Source organism: Marinomonas vulgaris, assembly GCF_018145875.1.
Taxonomy (GTDB): Bacteria; Pseudomonadota; Gammaproteobacteria; order Pseudomonadales; family Marinomonadaceae; genus Marinomonas; species Marinomonas vulgaris.
Genome location: NZ_JAGSSV010000004.1, coordinates 19064 through 39222, shown reverse-complemented (window position 1 = coordinate 39222; position 20159 = coordinate 19064). Strand labels below are relative to the sequence as shown.

The following is a 20159-nucleotide window of genomic DNA, read 5'->3' as shown; positions in this document are numbered from 1 at the left end:
CACGCTGCTATTGAGTGTTATTTTTTAGGTGCGTATGGGTTTTCAGACGACTTAAATTCAAACGTAATCGGCGTGCCAGTAATATTGAGCACGGTACGGAATTTGTTTTCCAGATAGCGTTTGTAACTGCCAGGCAAAGAATCTGTCTGATTGCCATGCACCACAATGCGAGGCGGATTCGACCCACCTTGGTGAGCATAGCGCAACTTAATACGACGACTGTTGACCATAGGCGGCTGATGCTCCGCCACGGAATCTTCCAAAATCCGCGTTAAACGGTTGGTTGACCATTTGGCATAACAAGAGTCGTAAGTGCTTTGAATAGTATCGTACAAATCGCCCACACCAGTACCATGTAGAGCAGAAATATAATGCACTTTGGCATAAGGAACAAAACCTAGGCGGCGTTCTACTTCGCTCTTAATGTGTTCACGGTCGTCTTTTTTCAGGCCGTCCCATTTATTAATGGCAATGATCACGCCGCGCCCCGCGTCTAACACGTAGCCAATCATGTGCAAATCTTGCTCAACTAAGTCTTCATGGGAATCGATCACCACAATCACCACATTGGCATCCTGGATAGCCTGCAAGGTTTTGACAATGGAGAATTTTTCCACCGCTTCTTTGACATGCTTACGACGACGAATACCCGCTGTATCAATCAAAGTATATTCTTTGTCGTGGCGAATATAAGGAATATACACACTGTCTCGTGTGGTGCCCGGCATGTCGTACACAACAACACGGTCTTCCCCTAACATGCGGTTCACCAAGGTGGACTTGCCCACGTTTGGACGGCCTACCACGCCAATACGAATACCTCGTGACTCCAGACTGATTTGACTTTTCGCCTCCTCAACCTGTTCGGCAAAAGGCAACATAACCTTATCAATCAGAACATGAACCCCTTTACCATGTGAGGCGGCAATTGGGTGTAACTCTCCAAAACCAAGAGAGTAAAAATCGGCTAACGCAATGTCTTCGTTAATACCATCGGTTTTGTTAACCACTAGAGAAATAGGCTTATTGGAACGACGCAAATGATTGGCAATCATTTCATCCGCAGGATTCAAACCATGACGACCATCAACAAGGAACAAAACCGCGTCGGCTTCTTCAATCGCCAATAAAGACTGTCGAGCCATTTTTTCGTCAATGCCCTGCTCATCACCGCTGATACCACCGGTATCAATTACAATGAATTCATGTTCTCCAAGCTTACCATCGCCGTATTTACGGTCACGGGTTAAGCCTGGATAATCGGCAACCAAAGCATCACGGGATCTCGTCAATTGATTGAAGAGCGTGGATTTGCCAACATTGGGTCTACCTACCAATGCAATAACTGGAATCATTTTTTTACCTATAAAAATACCAAAGCGGCCACCATCCCTTTCACAAGAGATGGCAGCCCCTTTAAAAATTCGCTATATGAAAATCAAGACTGATTTCAATAGCTCAATGCCGTCACGTTAGCGCTCGGCGTAAGAATAAACAATTTTTTATCACTGGCCACCATTCGGCTTCCAGGCGGAACATCGTTATCAGCCATTCTGTGGTCAGCGATTTCGCCTGTGATCAGGTCAAGTAAATGCACATAACCACCACGATCCATCACAGCCACGTAGTCTCTAAAAAACGTCGGCGTAATCAAATCGCGATCCACAAGCTGGGTATTTTCCCATACTTCTGTGCCATTTTTCGCATTCAGGGCCATCACATTGCTCTTCATATCGACGGCAATCAGCAACTCGCCCTCTACCGCTACACCAACAGAACTGGATATGCTGCGTTGCCACAGAGGTCGACCGCTTTCGATGGATAAAGCCACCAAGGTGCCATTATAAGCGACCGCATAAACAACGTTTTCTTTTACGACCAAACGACCATCAATGTCGCTTAATCGCTCAATTTCATAACGCCCTTCTGGCTTACCCACCTCATAACTCCAGAGAGTGCGGCCATCTTGCAAGGAATAGGCATTCAATTTGCCATTGGCAAACCCAGCCATTACCTTACCTTGTGCAATAACCGGTGCGCTTGTACCACGAACTGTTAGCGAAGGCAAATCTTCCTTTGCACGCCATAGCGTTTCTCCTGTTGTTGCGTCCAGCACATTCAACCAACCATCAGCCGTTTGCACGGCCAATTTACCTGCCGCGTAGGTGGCTTCAGACAAAATTTCTGAACTGAGCGTTTTTTGCCATAATATAGTTTTATTAGACATTGATACCGCAAGCAATTGAGCATCGTATGTACCAAAGTACAGAGTATCTCCCTGGCGCGTCACTCCTGAGCTGGCATTGAACCCGGTTTCATAAGTGTCTTTTTCCTTGCCTTTCTCTTGGCCAAGTTCGTAAAGAGTACCCTCTTGCGTGACCAAAAAAAGCGAGCCGCTTTCAGCCACTAGATTAAAGCGTTCACTGGTCTCACCAAAGTCACCATCAACACCAGTACGCCATGACTTTTTCAAGTCCACCTTGCTTTCTACAGAAGGTGGTTTTGGCAAATCAGGACGAGCATTGGAACAACCTTGGATCGCCAGAGCGGCAAGCAGTACGACAGAAAACAGAGACTTGCTCATCATTAGCCTTTCACCAAATCCTTAAGTTTAATTTCAAGTAGAGGATGACTAACACCTGCACCCAATGCTTGGCTGGCTTTTTCATAAGCGACACGTGCACCATCACGATCGCCTTGTGACAGTAATACATCACCAATCAACTCCTGCTTTTGCACAGTAAACTCATCGGCAGATACTTTCTCGACTCGTGACATGGCGTTATCGTACGCTTCTTTTTGCAACATCAGGCGAGCAACACGCAAGTTAGCAATAGACACAAAGGTCACATCGTCTGTTTTCGCTATAGCGCTATCTAGTGCGTCAATCGCTCCATCAAAGTTACCTTGCTCTGCATCCACTCGCGCTAGAAACAATTGCGCAAACATGGCATAACCTGTATCACCATAGTCTTCAGACAGTTGATTGGCGATAAAAGTAACCGTTTGTTGGTTGTCTTCATCGCTTAAATCCGCCGCGGCTTGTACCAAGTTCTGGTACAAAGAAGACGCCTCACTGGTATAGTTCTCTTGACTGGCTTTCCATGCTTGGAAGCCAAAATAACCACCTAAACCAAGCGCGATAGCGATCACCAGCATGACACCGTTTTTCTTCCACCAAGCTTTAAACGCTTCGATTTGTTCTTCTTCTGTCTTCAAATCAGACACAATTAATTCCTCATTCAAGGCGCCGCTTATCCATAAACAAACAGCGCGCTATGCTATCCAATTATAGCGTTAGCAACAGGTATTACAGTTTGCTGCGAATGTACTCAACCACGCTGTCAAGCGGCTGTGTTTGTTGCTCTCCGCTTGACATATCTTTCACCTGACACACTTGCTGCTCGACTTCATCTTGACCCAAAATAATAGTGAAGCGTGCAGCCGATTTATCGGCCTTTTTCATTTGGTTCTTAAAATTCCCGCCACCGCAATGACGCAATACCACCAAATTAGGAATGGCATGACGCAACTGCTCAGCCATTACAAAAGAAGCCAACTCAGCGTCGTCACCCATGCTGATTACAAACACGTCGGTTGAGAATTTCGCTTCATCAGGGATCAAATTCAGCGTATCTAATAACAACACAAGGCGCTCGACGCCCATGGCAAAACCCACTCCCGGTGTGGCTTTACCACCTAACTGCTCAACCAAACCATCGTAACGGCCACCGGCACATACGGTCGCCTGAGAACCGAGATGCGTAGTTACCCATTCAAAAACCGTTTTGCCGTAGTAATCAAGCCCACGCACCAGACGACGATTGATCACGGAAGCAATGCCGTTCGCCGCTAAAATAGCACGCAAACGCTCAAAGTGCGCTTGAGATTCTTCGCCAATAAAATCTTCCAAATTAGGCGCTTTTTGCAATACAGCTTGAGTCGCCTCGTCTTTAGAATCCAAAATGCGCAGTGGATTTGTGGTCAAGCGGCGCTGACTGTCTTCGTCTAACTGCTCTTTGAACTCAGTTAAATATTCCACTAAAGCCGCTTTATAAGCTTCACGCTCAGAGGCTAGCCCGATGGTGTTAAGTTGCAACTCAACATGCTCCAGCAAACCCAGCTTTTTCCACAAACGCGCCGATAAAATAATCAATTCCGCGTCTATATCCGCTGATGCGATACCAAAAGATTCCACACCAATTTGATGAAACTGGCGATAGCGGCCTTTTTGCGGACGCTCATAACGAAACATAGGACCCATGTACCACAAACGTTGTGTTTGATTGAACAACAAACCCGCTTGATCCGCCGCACGCACGCAACTTGCCGTGCCTTCAGGCCGTAAAGTCAACGACTCACCATTGCGGTCTTCAAAGGTGTACATTTCTTTTTCAACGATATCTGTGGTTTCACCCACGCCACGTTTAAACAAATCCGTATTTTCAACTATTGGAAAGCGAATTTGCTGATATCCATAAGACTTAACCACTTCCGCCACGGTTTTTTCTAAATACAACCAAACCGAAGATTGATCAGGCAGAATGTCGTTCATGCCCCTGATCGCTTGAATTTTACGAGCCACAATGGATCCTTAATTTTTTACAATAATATTGGCCAATTCCTGTTCTTTAAGGAGGGCCTTTTTACGAATCATTTTTTCTAAGTCATCAACCAATGTTTCATTTTTGGTTTTGCTGTTCGGTTTGCCGTCTTGGTAGATTAAGTTATTTGGTGAGCCACCAGCCAAACCTATATCGGCTTCTTTGGCTTCGCCTGGACCATTCACCACGCAACCAATAACAGCCACATCCATGGGAATGACGATGTCTTCTAATCGCTCTTCCAGCTGATTCATAGTCTTGATCACATCAAAATTTTGACGTGAACAGCTCGGGCACGCAATAAAGTTAATACCACGATTACGTAGTTTCAAACTGCGCAACATATCCCAGCCAACTTTGATTTCCTGAACAGGATCTGCGGCAAGAGAAACTCGTAACGTATCGCCAATGCCATCCATGAGCAGCAAACCAAGACCAATGGAAGACTTCACTGTACCGGAGCGTAAACCACCGGCTTCGGTGATGCCAAGGTGCAAAGGGTTATCAATCTGATTAGCAATTTTCCGGTACGCGTCTACTGTCATAAAAATATCTGACGCTTTTAAGCTAAGTTTGTACTCATGAAAATCCAGCTCGTCAAAATACTGTATTTGACGAAACGCTGATTCAACAAGCGCGTCCGCGGTAGGCTCACCGTATTTCTTTTGCAGATCTTTTTCGAGCGAGCCAGCATTCACGCCAATACGAATAGGGATATTCTTATCACGGGCACAATCCACAACCGCTCGAATACGGTCTTTATTGCCAATATTACCCGGATTGATACGCAAACAATCCACACCGTATTCCGCTACTTTTAAAGCAATTTTGTAATCAAAATGAATGTCTGCAACCAAAGGGATAGACACTGACTCGCGAATTTTCTTAAAAGCTTCCGCCGCCTCCATAGATGGAACAGACACACGAACGATGTCCGCACCAGCATCAGCAATGGCGCGAATCTGCGCCACAGTAGCATCCACATCACAAGTTTCTGTGTTGGTCATACTCTGAACACTGATTGGCGCGCCACCACCAACAGGCACATTCCCAACCATAATTTGGCGTGAATGTCGGCGTTTTATCGGGGATTCAAAATGCATAAGAGTCTCTACTTGAGCTCAAATCGAGCTAATCCATTGCGGGTAAAAGAAGAAAAATCAAATTCTTCGCCTTTGTAAATCACAGAGGTCACACCATCGGTATAACCTAATACTACGCGGTAAGGGGCTTTACCAGTTAACGTCAATTCGTTACCAGCTGTCTTCACACCAGAAAACAAGATGCGCCCGCTTGCATCGCGTATTTCAGTCCAGCAGTCCGCCTCAAAAGCAATGACAATATCTTCAGAATACGAAGGTGGTGTAGGTTCCATAGGAGTGGGTTCTGGCGCCACTTTTGCGGTTGCACGCACGACTTCACTTGGATTAACCCCAGCTTCTTCTAAAATCGCCATGGTCTCGGCAGAAAGTCCCGTCACGACATCACCATTATCAAGCAGACTCAATGGCTTACTGGGCGCTAATAGGTCACTATCGAGCGTTTCACTACCTTGACTTTCGACAGCCGCGTTTGATTCAGTCAGTAATGTTAAGTCTTCCCCCTCTAAAGCAAGGTCATCAGTATCCATCTGAGGCTCCACTGCCTCATTAATTTGCTCTGAAGCTAAACCAGACTCACTGCTTTTTGTGGTTTGAAATGGCCACCAAAAAACCAAAAAGACCAACACGGCTACAATGACCACTGAGATCAAAATCACAATGGGATCACCCAAATTGGTTTGCTTGTTTACTTTGTCGACGGGTTTTAATGTGGTTTCAGGCGTTTTTTGTTCTGCATCAAAGGCTTCCAATATGGGATTAGAATCAATACTGAGCACTCGGCAGTAGCTTTTTAGGAAGCCGCGAGCAAAGGTTATTGAGCGAAAATAATTAAACTGGTTGGCCTCAAGGGCACGAACTTGATCAAGTGGAATTTTCAGTGCCTTGGCAATGTCTTCTTCGTCTAGTTGTAATGTTAAGCGCTTCTCTTTTAGCGTATCACCAATATTTATCGCGTCAGTGTAGAGAGCATCTATAGAAGAATCCGTTTGTGGTTCAGTTGTCATGTTGTTACCTTGAGCCGTTCAGGCATGTAAAATAGCTCGCAGACGAATACAGTGTAAGGTCAGTCTCGTGTGCTATTAAGTGCCACGACAGACAATTGTATTCATCGAAATGCACCGATCCTCGGGCAATTTCTTTATCAGCCTGGATGTTTTTAAAAAGTAGGCGAGCATTGTCAATATTGCCCTGTATTAAAACAAGATTGAGCTCCGTCATCAAACCAATCAGGGGCAAATCGGCAATTTCTTTTGCGTGTTGTAGATAGATTTCAGCTAAGTTTACGCGTTCCTGACGCAGTGCGCAGCGTGAAAGGTTAATTTGTACCGATTGACGCTTAAATGCGCTATTTTTATTGGCGAATTCAAACGCCTCGCAAGAAGCTTGCCACTGTTTTTGCTCTCCCAATACGACCCCATAATTATTCCATAGAAAGTCGTCATCAGGGTATTTTTGCAACGCCGTTTCATGAACTGCAAGCGCTTCATCGTATTGCTTGACACTCAACCAATACAAACTCAGCAACCGCCAATAAGACGCATCCTGGCGGGATCGCTTTATTCTGTCTAATTGACTTTTGGCCAGGGACCATTGCCCTAATAATAAATGCGCTTGAGCAACCGATAATCGCTCGGATTCGTCAACATTTGAAGACCGAGCAGGCACGGTTTGATACGCACAAGAAACACATAGTAGGCTGAATAATAACAGCACCCAACACTTAAATCGCATACAGACATCCTTGTCTTACACAGAATTATAGTAAATATTTACACTAGCTATTGATCTCTCTTAGTTCAATGTATTTTTGGCTGCGGCGAGTTTTGTCGTGAAAGTCCCCAACCAATTGACCACATGCTGCATCAATGTCATCACCACGGGTAGTTCTTACCGTCACAGTATAACCAGCATCGGCCAGAATCTTTTGAAAACGACGTGTGCGGTTGTTCGATGGCTTTTCATAACCAGAATGCGGGAAAGGATTAAACGGAATTAAGTTGATTTTACATTCCAATGTTTGCAACAATTCCGCCAACTCATGAGCTTGCTCTTCGTTATCGTTCACACCAGACATCAAGGTATATTCGATGGTGATGTGACGTTTGTCTGGCAGATTCGCCAAATAGAACTGGCACGCTTCGAGTAATTCAGCAATCGGGTATTTTTTATTAATTGGCACCAATTCGTTACGCAGAGCGTCATTCGGCGCGTGTAAAGATACCGCCAGAGAGACATCAGTACGTTTGACCAATTCATAAATTTTTGGCACCACTCCAGATGTACTCAAAGTCACACGGCGCTTGGACAAACCGTATGCATGATCGTGCATCATTAGAATCATGGCATCGACTACGGGTTCAAAATTCATCAAAGGCTCACCCATACCCATCATTACCACGTTGGTCACACGACGAGGGCCATTGGGGTCCATAGGGCCGAAGGATTTTATCGCTATCCACACCTGACCAATGATCTCAGCAGGGGTCAAGTTACGGTTAAACCCTTGTTTACCGGTTGAGCAAAAACTGCAATCCAATGAACAACCCACTTGAGACGACACGCACAAGGTCGCTCTGTCTCCATCAGGAATCAGCACAGCTTCAACGCAGTCGTTTTTGTCGCCTTCTGTGCGAATAATCCATTTACGGGTGCCATCCGCGGAAATATTTTGCGACACCACTTCTGGGCCACGAATTTCACAAATTTGCTCTAACTTAGCGCGCAGAGCCTTACTGACATCGGTCATTTCGTCGAAACTCTCCGCACCTTTTTGGTGAATCCATTTAATCACCTGAGTCGCGCGGAATTTCTTTTCGCCAATGGATTCGAAAAACTCGATCAGTTTTTCTGGGGACAAACCTAGTAGGTTTATTTTTTTGATGTCAGTCATAATTCAATGTCGCTTGCTGTGTATAGCGTTAAGTGTAAACGAAAAAAGCCTCTGAAAAGAACGGTCTTTTCAGAAGCCTCTGTAAAAAAGCGGGCTAACGCCCGCTTTTACAAATCAGTTCGGACATAAAGGTCCTAGCTGTCAATTACTTACCGAAGAAGTAAGCGATTTCACGAGTTGCCGATTCAACAGAATCAGAACCGTGAACAGCGTTTGCATCGATAGACGTTGCGTAATCTGCACGCAAAGTACCAGCAGTCGCTTCTTTAGGGTTAGTTGCACCCATTAGTTCGCGGTGACGAAGAACAGCGCCTTCACCTTCAAGAACAGAAACAACAACAGGACCAGACGTCATGAAAGCAACCAAATCTTTGTAGAAAGGGCGCTCTTTGTGCTCAGCGTAAAAACCGCCAGCCAATTCGTCGTCTAGTTGAATCATTTTCGCTTCAACGATTTTAAAACCAGCACGCTCAAAACGAGTGTAGATTTCACCGATTACGTTTTTAGCAACAGCATCTGGCTTGATGATAGATAGAGTACGTTCTAACGCCATGGTATAACTCCAAAATAAGTAAAAAAGAGACACGCTTTGCATGACTCAGGACATAAAACTTTAGCGCGCATATTATACGCAGCTATTTATGAAAATTGTACGATCTAACGAAGATTATTTATCTTCAGTACGATAAAAAGCGTATTTACCTTGTCACTTCGTTGCCCTTAAGGCCTTGACGGCGTTTTTAATGGTGTCTGCCGCAAAATCAATTTCCTCTTCTGTGGTAAAGCGCCCAACAGACAAACGCAACGAGCTGTGCGCTAACTCATTTGATAAGCCAATCGCCCGTAGTACGTAAGAAGGCTCTAAGCTGGCCGATGTACAAGCAGAACCCGAAGACACCGCCACATCACTCAAAGACATCAACAAAACTTCGCCATCCACGTCCGCAAAGCCCACATTGATCACACCCGCCACTCGATGTTGCGCATCGCCGTTCAAATGAACACCTGGCAATTCACTTAAAGACGACCATAGACGCTCACGTAGCGCACTAATTCGAGCAGAGTCTTCTGTCATGTGTTTAGACGCTAAATAAAATGCCTCACCCATACCCACAATTTGATGGGTGGCTAATGTACCAGAACGCATACCGCGCTCATGGCCACCACCGTGAATTTGTGCCTCAAGCTTCACTTTTGGGGCACGTCGAACATACAAGGCACCAACGCCTTTTGGCCCATAGGTTTTATGGGCGGTCAAGGACATTAAATCGACCTTCATGGCGTTCACATCGATAGCCACCTTACCTGTGGTCTGCGCCGCATCCACATGGAAAAACACACCACGAGCTCGAGTCATCTCACCAATTGCTGCAATGTCTGTTAATACACCCAATTCGTTATTGCCGTGCATCAAGGACACCAAAATAGTATCGTCGCGCAAGGCCTCTTCAACCTGACTTGGTGAAATCACACCATGCACATCTGGCCGTAAATAAGTGACCTCAAAACCGTCTTTTTCAAGCTGTTTACAAGGGTCCAACACCGCCTTGTGCTCGATCATCGAGGTAATAATGTGTCGACCTTTTTGACGATAAGCATGCGCCACACCCTTAAGCGCCAAGTTATTAGCTTCGGTTGCCCCTGATGTCCAAACAATCTCACGGGAGTCGGCTTTGATAAGATTGGCGACCTGCAACCTAGCCTCTTCTACCGCTTCTTCCGCACGCCAACCAAACAAATGCGAACGGGACGCCGGGTTTCCAAAGTTCCCATCTTGGGTCAGGCATGCCATCATTTTTTCAGCAACCTTTGGGTCAACCGGCGTAGTGGCAGAATTATCAAGATAAACCGGGGTGTTCATGTAACGCTCTCCAAAACAATCTTTAACACAGAAAAACAGCAAGCCATCAACAGAACCCTTACACCGCGGCTTGTGCGATACCTTTTATACGATTCACAATTGAACGCAAACCATTGCCACGGGTTGGGCTAAGGTGTCTTTCAAGATCCAATTCCTCAAAATACGCCGTTATATCAAAGTCCAGAATCTCCTGTGGTGTTTTTTTGTTCAATGCCGCTAACACTAAACCCAGCAACCCTCGAACAATGATGGCGTCACTGTCAACTGAAAACACCAAGACTTCACCCTTGAGCGGATCTTGTTCGTTACCAGGTTGAATCCACACGCTGCTTTGACAACCTTTAACCAAACGCTCTTGAGTACGCCATGCTTCATCAAATTCAGGTAAGGATTTTCCTAAATCAATGATGTACTTATATTTATCTTCCCAATCGTCAAAAAATGACAAATCGTCTACGATGTCTTCCGTACTAGGTAACGCCATGAGAACCTCTTTTGCACTGAGTCTATTCAAACAAAAACGGCACTTAGCAAACCACTAAGGCCGTTTATTATTGTATGCGATTTTAAGCAATGACCGAAGCGATCAAAATGCGACCACTAGAAAAAAAGTCCGGCTTCCAGTTGCGCTTCTTCACTCATCATTTCACGAGACCAAGGTGGATCAAATACTAAGTCTACCGAAACACTTTTCACATTCGGCACTTTAGCAACACGGTATTTCACATCACCTACTAATACAGGCCCCATGCCGCAGCCTGGTGCGGTCAACGTCATATCGATGCCGACCGTATTTTCCACTTGATCAACGGACACTTTATAAACCAGACCAAGGGACACTAGGCTAATAGGGATTTCAGGGTCATAAATGCTGTCTAGAGCTTGCCACACTTGCTCGACATCAATCGATCCTGTGCCTTTATCTTCAAAATCTAACACTTCTGGTTCTTGGCCAATGGCTTCAGCGTCGGTGCCATCGATGCGCAGCATATTACCTTGCCAAGTAACGGTATAATTACCACCTAGGCTTTGATTGATTGTAATAAACTGACCTTCTGGAATGCTCGTCGGCTCACCGCTGGGCACTCTTCGCGCTGGGCAAGCACGATTTGTCACTACCATTTTTTGCATGACTTAACTCACACTAAAGCTTTCGCCACAGCCACATTCAGCTACAACGTTAGGGTTTTTGAATTTGACGACTTCGTTTACGCCCTCGCGTACCAAGTCAATTTCGGTGCCTTGCAACATGCCAACAGACTGGGACGCTACCGCAAGATTGATTTCACCAAAAGCCAACACTGTGTCCTCTGGTAAAGCGGCGTCTACGATGTCCAGCACATAAGCAAACCCTGTACAGCCACTTTCTTTGGTACTAAGTCGGATCAATTTACCGGGTTGTTTTACTAGCTTTGAAGCAAAATATTTCTGTGCAGAAGCGGTTAAAGACACGCTAGAGACAGGATCAAATGTTGCGACTGTCATCATACTCTCCTAAGCCAACATGGATCGCACTTTTCTCAATGCGACAAATAAGGCATCAACTTCTTCTATTGTGTTGTAAATAGCGAAAGACGCACGAGCCGTTCCAGGCACATTAAAGCGCGCCATAAGCGGCTGCGCACAGTGATCGCCCGTACGCACGGCAATACCTTGGCGGTCGAGCAGAAAACCAATGTCCGCAGGGTGGCCTTGGTCGAGCACGAAACTCAATACACCAATTTTTTCTTTGGCATTACCGATAATCGTCAGACCATCAAAGTCTTTTGCTAATGCCGTAGCGTGATCCAGCAAGGCTTCTTCATGAGCGATTACCGCATCATGATCAAGAGCGCTAAACCAACGAATGGCTTCACCTAGGGCAATGGCATCACCCACATTTGGTGTGCCCGCTTCAAAACGGTAAGGCAATACATTCCATGTAGACTCTTGCAAGGTCACAGTAGCAATCATCTCACCACCAGTGCGCCATACAGGCCAACTTTCAAGAACGGATTCACGCCCCCAAAGAATACCAACACCCATAGGGCCATAAAGTTTATGGCCAGAGAACACATAGAAATCACAGCCAATGTCTTGAACGTCTGCCCAACCATGTGCCGCGCCTTGTGCGCCATCAACTAAAACCCAAGCGCCCACCTGCTTCGCTTTGGCGGTCATGGCTTTAACCGGATTCACAGTGCCCAATGCATTGGATACATGAGGAAAAGCCACGAATTTAGTTTTATCATTGAGTAGCGCGTCGTAAGCCGCTTGATCAAGCTCGCCATCGTCGGTTACTGGTACGGTTTTTAAAATCGCACCAGACGCCTTACAAGCTTGCTGCCATGTCACCAAATTAGCATGATGATCCATGCCCGTAGTGATGACTTCATCGCCTGGAGACAACAACTGCCCCAAGCCATTGGCCACAATATTAATACTTTCCGTGGTTCCAGAGGTCCAAATCACTTCTTCACGCTTAGGGGCGTTCAAGAAGACTTTCACAATGTCACGCGCATTTTCAAAACGACGTGTTGCTTCATCCGCCAAACGGTGAGCGCCACGGTGTACGTTCGAATTACACGTGGTGTAATAATCCACCAGAGCATCGATTACACATTGTGGTTTTTGTGTTGTCGCCGCGTTATCGAGATACACCAAAGGTTTACCATCGATCTCACGCTTCAAAATCGGGAACTGTTCACGGATAGCCGCTACATCAAAACTCATTCGATTCTCGCCTTAGTTAACTTCCATTTGCAGAAAACGTTCGCGAATCATAGGACGAACCCATTCCGCTAACGCTGCATTTGGCATTAAATCAATCAACTCGTTAATGAAGCCAAAATTCAGCATAACTTGTGCTCTAGCTCGGCTTACACCACGGGTTTGCAAGTAATACAACGCCTGCTTATCGATTTGCGCCACGGTAGCACCGTGGGCACATTTCACATCGTCGGCATAAATTTCTAACTCTGGCTTGGTATTGATTTCTGCTTTGTCAGACAGTAACAAATTACGGTTATTCAGCTCAGCCAAGGTTTTTTGTGCATCTGGGTGAATGTGGATACGACCGTTAAACACAGCACGGGCACGGTCAGCTACGATACAACGGACGTTTTCTTCCGTGGTGCCATTCGGACTGGCGTGCTCTACCGTGGCGTGCAGGTCAAATAATTCTTTGCCGTCAAGCAGATACATGGCATTCAGCTTAGCATCGGCGTATTTTCCCGCATGAATAATGTCGGTATCCAAACGAGACAAATCACTACCAAACCCTACGATGGTACTGTGCATTTTGGCATGATCGAGAAGATTAAAATGACTACCACCAATGGCAATATTGTTGCCGGTTTGCAAGGCAAAACGGTAATGCTCAAGTATGGCATTGGCCGCTACCTGATACTCAACAAACGCGGTAAGCAAACTGTCGCCATGGGATTGCACGTCTTCGATAACGGTTAACGAGGAGCCTGCCGCCAAATTAACTTGTACTCGGGTATGAGATTCAGCGCCTTCGCTTAGCAAACTGCTGATGCGGATAGGCTGGTCAATTTGTACGCCTTCGGCCACAGAGACAACCAATACGTCTTCTGCTAGCGCATCATTCACCAAACCAAAAATATGACGCTCTGGCTTGATAGTAGAAAATACACCTAGCGCGGCAGACTGTTCTGCTTCTGTCAGATCACGACCTAAGGATACGGACAAACCTTCGGGTAGGTTTGACTCCAATTGTGAAGCGTCAAACCTACCATTGGCAAACACCAATTCAATAGCAGAAAAGTCTGCAATGGCAGTAGGCAACAAGGTAACCGTATCAGTAATTGCTTTGGCCGTTGAACGCTCAACAGGTCGAAGCGGCGTGTAACGCCACGCTTCTGTTTTGCGTGTTGGCCATGAAGTCTTCGCCAAAAGGTCAAGGGCGTGGGCACGCTTTGGTGCTAACCAATCGTCTATTCCCTGCGCTCGAGCGATGGCGCTGTCTAACCATTCACTCATGCTTTACCCCTCAAGTTCGTCTTCGGCTGGCTCTTTTTGCAACCAAGCGTAACCTTGCGCTTCTAGCTCAAGCGCCAAAGAAGCATCGCCACTTTTAACGATTTTGCCATCGGATAATACGTGCACAAAATCGGGCTTAATGTAATCCAACAGACGCTGGTAATGGGTCACGACGATGAAACTACGATCGGCAGAACGCTGACTGTTTACCCCTTCGGCAACCACTTGAAGAGCATCGATGTCCAGACCAGAATCAGTTTCATCAAGAATACAAAGCTTTGGCTTAAGCAATAACATCTGCATAAGCTCGTTGCGTTTTTTCTCACCACCTGAAAAGCCTTCGTTAACGCCACGCTTTAAGAAAGACACCGGCAAATTCACTTGTTTGCAAGCGGCTTTGGCTTCTTTCAAAAATTCTGCAGAGGTAATAGCATCTTCGCCACGGGCTTCTCGCTGAGCATCTACAGACGCTTTCAGGAACTCTAAATTGCTTACGCCTGGAATCTCAACTGGGTATTGAAAAGCCAGAAACAAACCAGCGCGAGCGCGCTCTTCGGTTTCCATCTCTAGCAGATCTTTTCCATCTAACGTAGCAGAGCCACTTTCAACGCTGTAACCATCACGGCCGGATAACACATAGCCTAGTGTACTTTTGCCGGCGCCATTTGGCCCCATAATGGCATGCACTTCACCAGCTTTTACATCTAGGTTCAGACCTTTAATGATCTTCTTTTCTTCTACGCTGGCGTGCAAATCTTGTATCGTCAACAAACTCTTGGTGTTCGACATTTTTAATAATTCCTTAACCTACAGAGCCTTCAAGGCTTATTTCTAGTAATTTGCCCGCTTCAACGGCAAATTCCATGGGCAGTTCTTTGAATACTTCCTTACAAAAACCGTTCACTATCATGGACACGGCTTTTTCAGGATCAAGACCACGCTGACGACACAAGAACATCTGTTCGTCGCTTACTTTAGAGGTAGTGGCTTCATGCTCAATGATCGCCGAAGGGTTACGGCTTTCCACATAGGGGAAGGTGTGAGCACCACATTGATCACCAATCAACAAGGAATCACATTGAGTAAAGTTACGTGCTCCGTGTGCGCCTGGATTCATTCTGACCAATCCGCGATAACTGTTATTACTGCGACCTGCCGAAATGCCTTTGGTGATAATGGTGGATTTGGTGTTTTTTCCTAGATGGATCATCTTAGTACCGGTATCGGCTTGCTGGCGTCCACGAGTCAAGGCGACAGAATAAAACTCACCGACGCTGTTATCGCCTTTTAAGATGCAGCTTGGATACTTCCAAGTCACTGAAGAACCGGTTTCCACTTGTGTCCAAGAAATTTTGGCACTGGTGTGACAAATGCCACGCTTGGTCACAAAGTTGTAGATACCGCCCTTGCCATTTTCATCGCCAGGGTACCAGTTTTGCACGGTCGAATATTTGATCTCGGCGTTGTCCATCGCCACCAATTCAACCACGGCCGCGTGCAACTGATTTTCATCACGTTGAGGGGCGGTGCAGCCTTCAAGATAGCTGACATGGCTGCCTTCGTCGGCAATAATTAAGGTGCGCTCAAACTGCCCTGTGTTTTGCTCATTAATACGGAAGTAAGTGGACAACTCCATCGGGCAACGAGTGCCTTTTGGAATATAAACAAAAGATCCATCCGTGAAAACGGCGCAGTTAAGCGCTGCATAGTAGTTGTCTTTTTTAGGCACGACACTGCCAATGTATTTTTTGACCAAATCAGGGTGTTTGTGAATCGCTTCTGAAATAGGACAAAAGATGACACCCGCTTCTTCTAATTTCTCTCGGAACGTAGTCACAACTGACACAGAATCGAAAACAGCATCAACCGCAATACCCGCCAGCATTTGTTGCTCAATAAGCGGAATACCTAGTTTTTCATAGGTACGAAGCAATTCAGGGTCTACTTCATCTAACGATTTAGGCTTGTCTTTCATGCTTTTAGGGGCGGAATAATAAGAAATAGCCTGAAAGTCGACTTTCGGGTAATCCACCAGCGCCCAATCAGGTTCTTCCATTTCGAGCCACTCACGAAACGCACTCAAACGCCACTCTAGCATCCACTCAGGCTCACCCTTCATGGCAGAGATACGTCGAATGACATCTTCATCTAGACCAGGGGCAAAGGTTTCTGATTCTACATCAGACACAAAGCCCGCTTCGTATTCCCGTGCCAGCGCTTTATCTATCTGCTCAGTCATATAAAAACTCACTTATCAAAGGAACGAACGCACTGTGAATTCAGTGCATTATGTTCAATTCATTAATTCTTTACTCAATCAAGGATTGCAGCACTGATTTTGTCGCTCTCAATACTTCGTTGTCGGTTTTCAAATTGTTGCCGCTCAGCAACCTGGCGTACATCACTACGACGCACTAGCTGTTCTAGACTGATTTGATTTAAAAAATCGTGAATCTGGTCGCTCAAGTCACACCAAAGATGATGGGTCAAACAAGTATTGCCGCTTTGGCAATCACTGCGCCCTTTACATCCGGTTGCGTCGACAGACTCATTCACAGCATCGACTATTTGTGCAACATAAATGTCACTGTTAGAGCGATTCAATCGATACCCACCACCAGGACCTCTAACGCTGTTCACCAAAGACTTTTTACGAAGTTTTGAAAACAACTGCTCAAGGTAAGATAAAGATATTCCTTGGCGGCTTGAAATATCAGATAAAGACACGGGGCCTTGATCTGAATGCAATGCCAGATCCAGCATGGCGGTTACCGCATAACGACCTTTTGTTGTCAGGCGCATAAGCTATCCAATTGAGATTATTCTGTTGGAACAAATAGTACACAAACCCTACTGTTTTTATCAAGTATTTACCCGACTAAATTAGTAGGTTATTCATCTTTTTTCACATTACTCCGAGAAATCGTGCGCTATTTTACGTGGACTTACGCCAAAACAAAACTGTGAACATCTTATATAAAAAAATCAGAAACACTTTGCTGATATAAAAGCCTTGTTCTTTTTAAGTAAATAAGGACACAATTACGACAGAAATTGAGTCCAATAAAGGGGGAAATAATATGGCATCAAAACCTGCTGTCGACGAAAAACCAGAAGACGACACACCCAAAAAGAAAAAGTCGCTGATGCTACCACTTGGGTTTGTACTTTGCTTTTTGTTGAGTGTTGGCGCCTCTTCTGGGGTGACTTTCTTTTTAATGCAACCCTCAGCAAACGCCTCTCCTTTAGAAATAACAGTCACTGAACAAGGTGAGCTGCTCACAGGGCTCGAAACCTCGATGGCACAACAAAATAAGAAAATCCAAGCCATCGAAGAACAGAATGACATTTTAAAGCTTTATTTGAGACACAGTAGCGCCACGGCGCTTAAAAACATCTTAATCAATCAAGAGCAAAACATTCAGGCGTATTTAAAAGTGATGAAGTCTTCCATGGAGGATTTATCAAGCTTGGTGCCAAGAACCACAGACTGGAATAACGAATACCAGTATCAACTGGACTTGGCATTAAAAGGCAGTATTCAACGAGAAGATTTGCTAGCCATTCTCAAAACCGGCGAGCCAAACGATACAGCATCACAGTAATATCTGTGATGCTGCTCGCTAACCCTTCTGCTAATGGCAGATACGGCTAAAGTTCAAGAGCAAGCAAGGTGCCTTGCTTAATCGCGCGCTTGGCGTCTAATTCAGACGCCACATCCGCGCCACCGATGTAATGCACTGGGCTTGCAAGCGGCTCACCTAAAGTCTTGTTGGGTAACTGCCCAGCACAAATCACCACATTATCGACTTCTAAACACTGGGCTTCACCCGCTACCAAAAGATGTAAGCCCTGATCGTCAATTTTAAGGTACTCGCAGTCGGACAACATGGTAACGCCTTTTTTCTGTAGTTCGGTGCGATGAATCCAGCCAGTCGTTTTACCTAAGGTCGCACCGACTTTTTTCTTTTTACGTTGCAGCAAAAACACTTCACGCGTAGCCGGTTTAAATACCGGCTTGATTCCTTCCATACCGCCACGAGCCGTCATCGTCATGTCGACACCCCACTGGTGCATAAAAGCTTCTATAGACGCGTCTTGCTTGTTGGCGGAGTGGATCAAGTATTCAGACAGATCAAAACCAATGCCACCCGCACCAATAACCGCCACACGCTTTCCAACTGGCTGCCCCTGCATGACATCAAGATAACTCAGCACTTTAGGGTGATCGATACCATCTATACTTAATGGTCTTGGCACTATGCCCGTCGCCATCACTACCTCGTCAAACGCCAAATCAGCGAGCAAATCCGCATCCATCCGGGTGTTGAGTTGTAGCTCTACGCCCGTCAATTCAATTTGACGAGCAAAATAGCGCAGGGTTTCGTAAAACTCACCCTTGCCTGGAATGCGTTTGGCGATATTAAATTGACCACCAATCTCTTCAGCAGCATCAAACAAGGTCACATGATGACCGCGTTTCGCCGCGTTGACCGCAAACGCCAAGCCAGCAGGGCCAGCGCCGATAACGCCGATGCGTTTTGGCGTATCGGTAGGCGTAAGAATAATTTCGGTTTCATGGCAGGCTCTGGGGTTTACCAAGCAAGACGTCATTTTGTGATCAAACACGTGGTCTAAACAGGCCTGGTTACAGGCAATGCAGGTGTTGATTTCGTCGGCTCGATCTTGCTCGGCTTTCACAACAAATTCAGGGTCAGCGAGAAAAGGTCTAGCCATAGACACTAGATCCGCATCGCCTCGAGCCAACACGGCCTCTGCCACTTCTGGCATGTTAATTCGATTAGAGGTGATCAGCGGCACATGTAAAGCTTGTCGTAATCTCGCCGTCACCCAAGTAAACGCTGCTCTTGGCACCTTAGTCGCTATGGTCGGAACGCGAGCTTCATGCCAGCCAATCCCGGTATTGATCAAAGTGGCGCCGGCTTTTTCGATTCCTAGCCCCAACTCAATCACCTCGTCCAAACTGCTGCCTTGCTCAACCAAATCCAGCATGGACAGACGATAAATAATGATAAAATGCTCGCCCACCGACGCTCGAATTCGTCGTACTATTTCTAAAGGTAAACGGATACGATCATCGTAATCGCCGCCCCAATCGTCGTCTCTTTGGTTAGTGCGTGTGGCGACAAATTGGTTAATCAGATACCCTTCTGAGCCCATCACTTCCACACCATCGTAACCCGCTTTTTGAGCCAACACTGCCGCACGAACAAAATCGTCAATTTGTTGCTCTATCTCTTCAGCCGTCAATTCATGAGGTGAAAAAGGGTTAATGGGAGCTTTTAAGGGCGACGGCGCAACCAATTTAGGATTGTACGCATAGCGCCCGGTATGAAGGATCTGCATACAAATTTTTCCATCTTCGGCATGTACGGCGTCGGTAACAAGACGATGACTCTTCACATCTTCATCACTGACCATCAAAGCCGCCCCAGCATACACGCCGCCTTCTGCGTTCGGCCCAATACCACCCGTGACAATCAAGCTCACACCGCCTCTGGCACGCTCCGCATAGAATACAGCCATGCGCTCAAAGCCGCCTTTTGCTTCCTCTAGGCCAAGGTGCATGGACCCCATGATGATACGATTTTTTAATTGCGTAAAACCAAGATCGAGGGGCTGAAAGAGATGCGGATAAACAGATGGTTTCATAATGAGGCTCGCCTTATTTATTGTTTTTAGAAGGTCAAAATGAT

The 20159-nt window shown here is 46.0% G+C and carries 20 protein-coding genes; 1 reads left to right on the top strand and 19 read right to left on the bottom strand.

Annotated features, from left to right (window positions below; all coding sequences use genetic code 11):
• Window positions 1–17: 17 nt before the first annotated feature.
• The 18 genes from der to iscR all read right to left on the bottom strand — a co-directional run bounded on the left by der (window position 18) and on the right by iscR (window position 17244).
• On the bottom strand, window positions 18–1355 hold the full coding sequence (der, locus tag J9B83_RS04850) for a ribosome biogenesis GTPase Der (RefSeq protein WP_211535614.1): 1338 nt from the start codon (window positions 1353–1355) through the stop codon (window positions 18–20).
• A gap of 95 nt (window positions 1356–1450) precedes the next feature.
• Window positions 1451–2587 carry an outer membrane protein assembly factor BamB gene (bamB, locus tag J9B83_RS04845; RefSeq protein ID WP_236037120.1) on the bottom strand — a complete coding sequence of 379 codons (1137 nt, stop codon included), beginning with the start codon at window positions 2585–2587 and terminating at the stop codon, window positions 1451–1453.
• Window positions 2587–3228 carry a YfgM family protein gene (locus J9B83_RS04840; protein WP_211535613.1) on the bottom strand — a complete coding sequence of 214 codons (642 nt, stop codon included), beginning with the start codon at window positions 3226–3228 and terminating at the stop codon, window positions 2587–2589. Before J9B83_RS04840 ends, bamB begins: the two co-directional genes overlap by 1 nt.
• An 82-nt stretch (window positions 3229–3310) precedes the next feature.
• Complete coding sequence (gene hisS, locus J9B83_RS04835; protein ID WP_211535612.1) at window positions 3311–4585, bottom strand: histidine--tRNA ligase; 1275 nt, start codon at window positions 4583–4585, stop codon at window positions 3311–3313.
• 9 nt (window positions 4586–4594) lie between these two features.
• Window positions 4595–5707, bottom strand: a complete 1113-nt coding sequence (ispG, locus tag J9B83_RS04830; protein WP_211535611.1) for a flavodoxin-dependent (E)-4-hydroxy-3-methylbut-2-enyl-diphosphate synthase — start codon at window positions 5705–5707, stop codon at window positions 4595–4597.
• Between the two features lie 8 nt (window positions 5708–5715).
• The gene (locus J9B83_RS04825; RefSeq protein WP_211535610.1) at window positions 5716–6711 is read right to left on the bottom strand and encodes a RodZ domain-containing protein; all 996 of its coding nucleotides are present in this window, start codon (window positions 6709–6711) and stop codon (window positions 5716–5718) included.
• A gap of 4 nt (window positions 6712–6715) precedes the next feature.
• Window positions 6716–7438, bottom strand: coding sequence for a tetratricopeptide repeat protein (locus J9B83_RS04820; RefSeq protein ID WP_211535609.1), 723 nt, complete (start codon window positions 7436–7438; stop codon window positions 6716–6718).
• A gap of 43 nt (window positions 7439–7481) precedes the next feature.
• On the bottom strand, window positions 7482–8597 hold the full coding sequence (gene rlmN, locus J9B83_RS04815) for a 23S rRNA (adenine(2503)-C(2))-methyltransferase RlmN (protein ID WP_211535608.1): 1116 nt from the start codon (window positions 8595–8597) through the stop codon (window positions 7482–7484).
• Between the two features lie 145 nt (window positions 8598–8742).
• Window positions 8743–9150, bottom strand: a complete 408-nt coding sequence (gene ndk, locus J9B83_RS04810; protein WP_024022239.1) for a nucleoside-diphosphate kinase — start codon at window positions 9148–9150, stop codon at window positions 8743–8745.
• A gap of 153 nt (window positions 9151–9303) precedes the next feature.
• Window positions 9304–10458, bottom strand: coding sequence for an IscS subfamily cysteine desulfurase (locus J9B83_RS04805; protein ID WP_211535607.1), 1155 nt, complete (start codon window positions 10456–10458; stop codon window positions 9304–9306).
• 58 nt (window positions 10459–10516) lie between these two features.
• Entirely contained in the window at window positions 10517–10942 is a 426-nt protein-coding gene (locus tag J9B83_RS04800; RefSeq protein WP_211535606.1) for a SufE family protein, read from the bottom strand.
• 116 nt (window positions 10943–11058) lie between these two features.
• A complete protein-coding gene (gene sufT / locus J9B83_RS04795) occupies window positions 11059–11589 on the bottom strand; it encodes a putative Fe-S cluster assembly protein SufT (protein WP_211535605.1) in 531 nt (176 codons plus the stop codon).
• 3 nt (window positions 11590–11592) lie between these two features.
• Window positions 11593–11943: a HesB/IscA family protein gene (locus J9B83_RS04790; protein WP_211535604.1), complete on the bottom strand. Its 351-nt coding sequence runs from the start codon at window positions 11941–11943 to the stop codon at window positions 11593–11595.
• 9 nt (window positions 11944–11952) lie between these two features.
• Complete coding sequence (locus tag J9B83_RS04785) at window positions 11953–13170, bottom strand: aminotransferase class V-fold PLP-dependent enzyme (RefSeq protein ID WP_211535603.1); 1218 nt, start codon at window positions 13168–13170, stop codon at window positions 11953–11955.
• A gap of 12 nt (window positions 13171–13182) precedes the next feature.
• Complete coding sequence (gene sufD / locus J9B83_RS04780; protein ID WP_211535602.1) at window positions 13183–14442, bottom strand: Fe-S cluster assembly protein SufD; 1260 nt, start codon at window positions 14440–14442, stop codon at window positions 13183–13185.
• 3 nt (window positions 14443–14445) lie between these two features.
• The gene (gene sufC / locus J9B83_RS04775; RefSeq protein ID WP_211535601.1) at window positions 14446–15231 is read right to left on the bottom strand and encodes a Fe-S cluster assembly ATPase SufC; all 786 of its coding nucleotides are present in this window, start codon (window positions 15229–15231) and stop codon (window positions 14446–14448) included.
• Window positions 15232–15244: 13 nt separating this feature from the next.
• Window positions 15245–16681, bottom strand: a complete 1437-nt coding sequence (gene sufB / locus J9B83_RS04770; protein ID WP_211535600.1) for a Fe-S cluster assembly protein SufB — start codon at window positions 16679–16681, stop codon at window positions 15245–15247.
• A 74-nt stretch (window positions 16682–16755) separates the two neighbouring features.
• On the bottom strand, window positions 16756–17244 hold the full coding sequence (gene iscR / locus J9B83_RS04765) for a Fe-S cluster assembly transcriptional regulator IscR (RefSeq protein ID WP_211535599.1): 489 nt from the start codon (window positions 17242–17244) through the stop codon (window positions 16756–16758).
• Between the two features lie 278 nt (window positions 17245–17522).
• On the opposite strand from iscR, the gene J9B83_RS04760 reads away from it, so the two are divergent.
• Window positions 17523–18047: a flagellar basal body-associated FliL family protein gene (locus J9B83_RS04760; RefSeq protein WP_211535598.1), complete on the top strand. Its 525-nt coding sequence runs from the start codon at window positions 17523–17525 to the stop codon at window positions 18045–18047.
• Between the two features lie 46 nt (window positions 18048–18093).
• Here J9B83_RS04760 and J9B83_RS04755 read toward each other — a convergent pair whose 3' ends face one another.
• Window positions 18094–20115 (bottom strand): NADPH-dependent 2,4-dienoyl-CoA reductase, encoded by a 2022-nt coding sequence (locus J9B83_RS04755; RefSeq protein WP_211535597.1) that lies wholly within the window; start codon window positions 20113–20115, stop codon window positions 18094–18096.
• Window positions 20116–20159: the final 44 nt, after the last annotated feature.

Coding starts and splice junctions, on each gene's coding strand:
- der (WP_211535614.1), bottom strand. CDS start 1,355: ATGATTCCAGTTATTGCATTGGTAGGTAGACCCAATGTTGGCAAATCC.
- bamB (WP_236037120.1), bottom strand. CDS start 2,587: ATGATGAGCAAGTCTCTGTTTTCTGTCGTACTGCTTGCCGCTCTGGCG.
- ispG (WP_211535611.1), bottom strand. CDS start 5,707: ATGCATTTTGAATCCCCGATAAAACGCCGACATTCACGCCAAATTATG.
- J9B83_RS04825 (WP_211535610.1), bottom strand. CDS start 6,711: ATGACAACTGAACCACAAACGGATTCTTCTATAGATGCTCTCTACACT.
- J9B83_RS04820 (WP_211535609.1), bottom strand. CDS start 7,438: ATGCGATTTAAGTGTTGGGTGCTGTTATTATTCAGCCTACTATGTGTT.
- rlmN (WP_211535608.1), bottom strand. CDS start 8,597: ATGACTGACATCAAAAAAATAAACCTACTAGGTTTGTCCCCAGAAAAA.
- ndk (WP_024022239.1), bottom strand. CDS start 9,150: ATGGCGTTAGAACGTACTCTATCTATCATCAAGCCAGATGCTGTTGCT.
- J9B83_RS04805 (WP_211535607.1), bottom strand. CDS start 10,458: ATGAACACCCCGGTTTATCTTGATAATTCTGCCACTACGCCGGTTGAC.
- J9B83_RS04800 (WP_211535606.1), bottom strand. CDS start 10,942: ATGGCGTTACCTAGTACGGAAGACATCGTAGACGATTTGTCATTTTTT.
- sufT (WP_211535605.1), bottom strand. CDS start 11,589: ATGCAAAAAATGGTAGTGACAAATCGTGCTTGCCCAGCGCGAAGAGTG.
- J9B83_RS04790 (WP_211535604.1), bottom strand. CDS start 11,943: ATGACAGTCGCAACATTTGATCCTGTCTCTAGCGTGTCTTTAACCGCT.
- J9B83_RS04785 (WP_211535603.1), bottom strand. CDS start 13,170: ATGAGTTTTGATGTAGCGGCTATCCGTGAACAGTTCCCGATTTTGAAG.
- sufD (WP_211535602.1), bottom strand. CDS start 14,442: ATGAGTGAATGGTTAGACAGCGCCATCGCTCGAGCGCAGGGAATAGAC.
- sufC (WP_211535601.1), bottom strand. CDS start 15,231: ATGTCGAACACCAAGAGTTTGTTGACGATACAAGATTTGCACGCCAGC.
- sufB (WP_211535600.1), bottom strand. CDS start 16,681: ATGACTGAGCAGATAGATAAAGCGCTGGCACGGGAATACGAAGCGGGC.
- iscR (WP_211535599.1), bottom strand. CDS start 17,244: ATGCGCCTGACAACAAAAGGTCGTTATGCGGTAACCGCCATGCTGGAT.
- J9B83_RS04760 (WP_211535598.1), top strand. CDS start 17,523: ATGGCATCAAAACCTGCTGTCGACGAAAAACCAGAAGACGACACACCC.
- J9B83_RS04755 (WP_211535597.1), bottom strand. CDS start 20,115: ATGAAACCATCTGTTTATCCGCATCTCTTTCAGCCCCTCGATCTTGGT.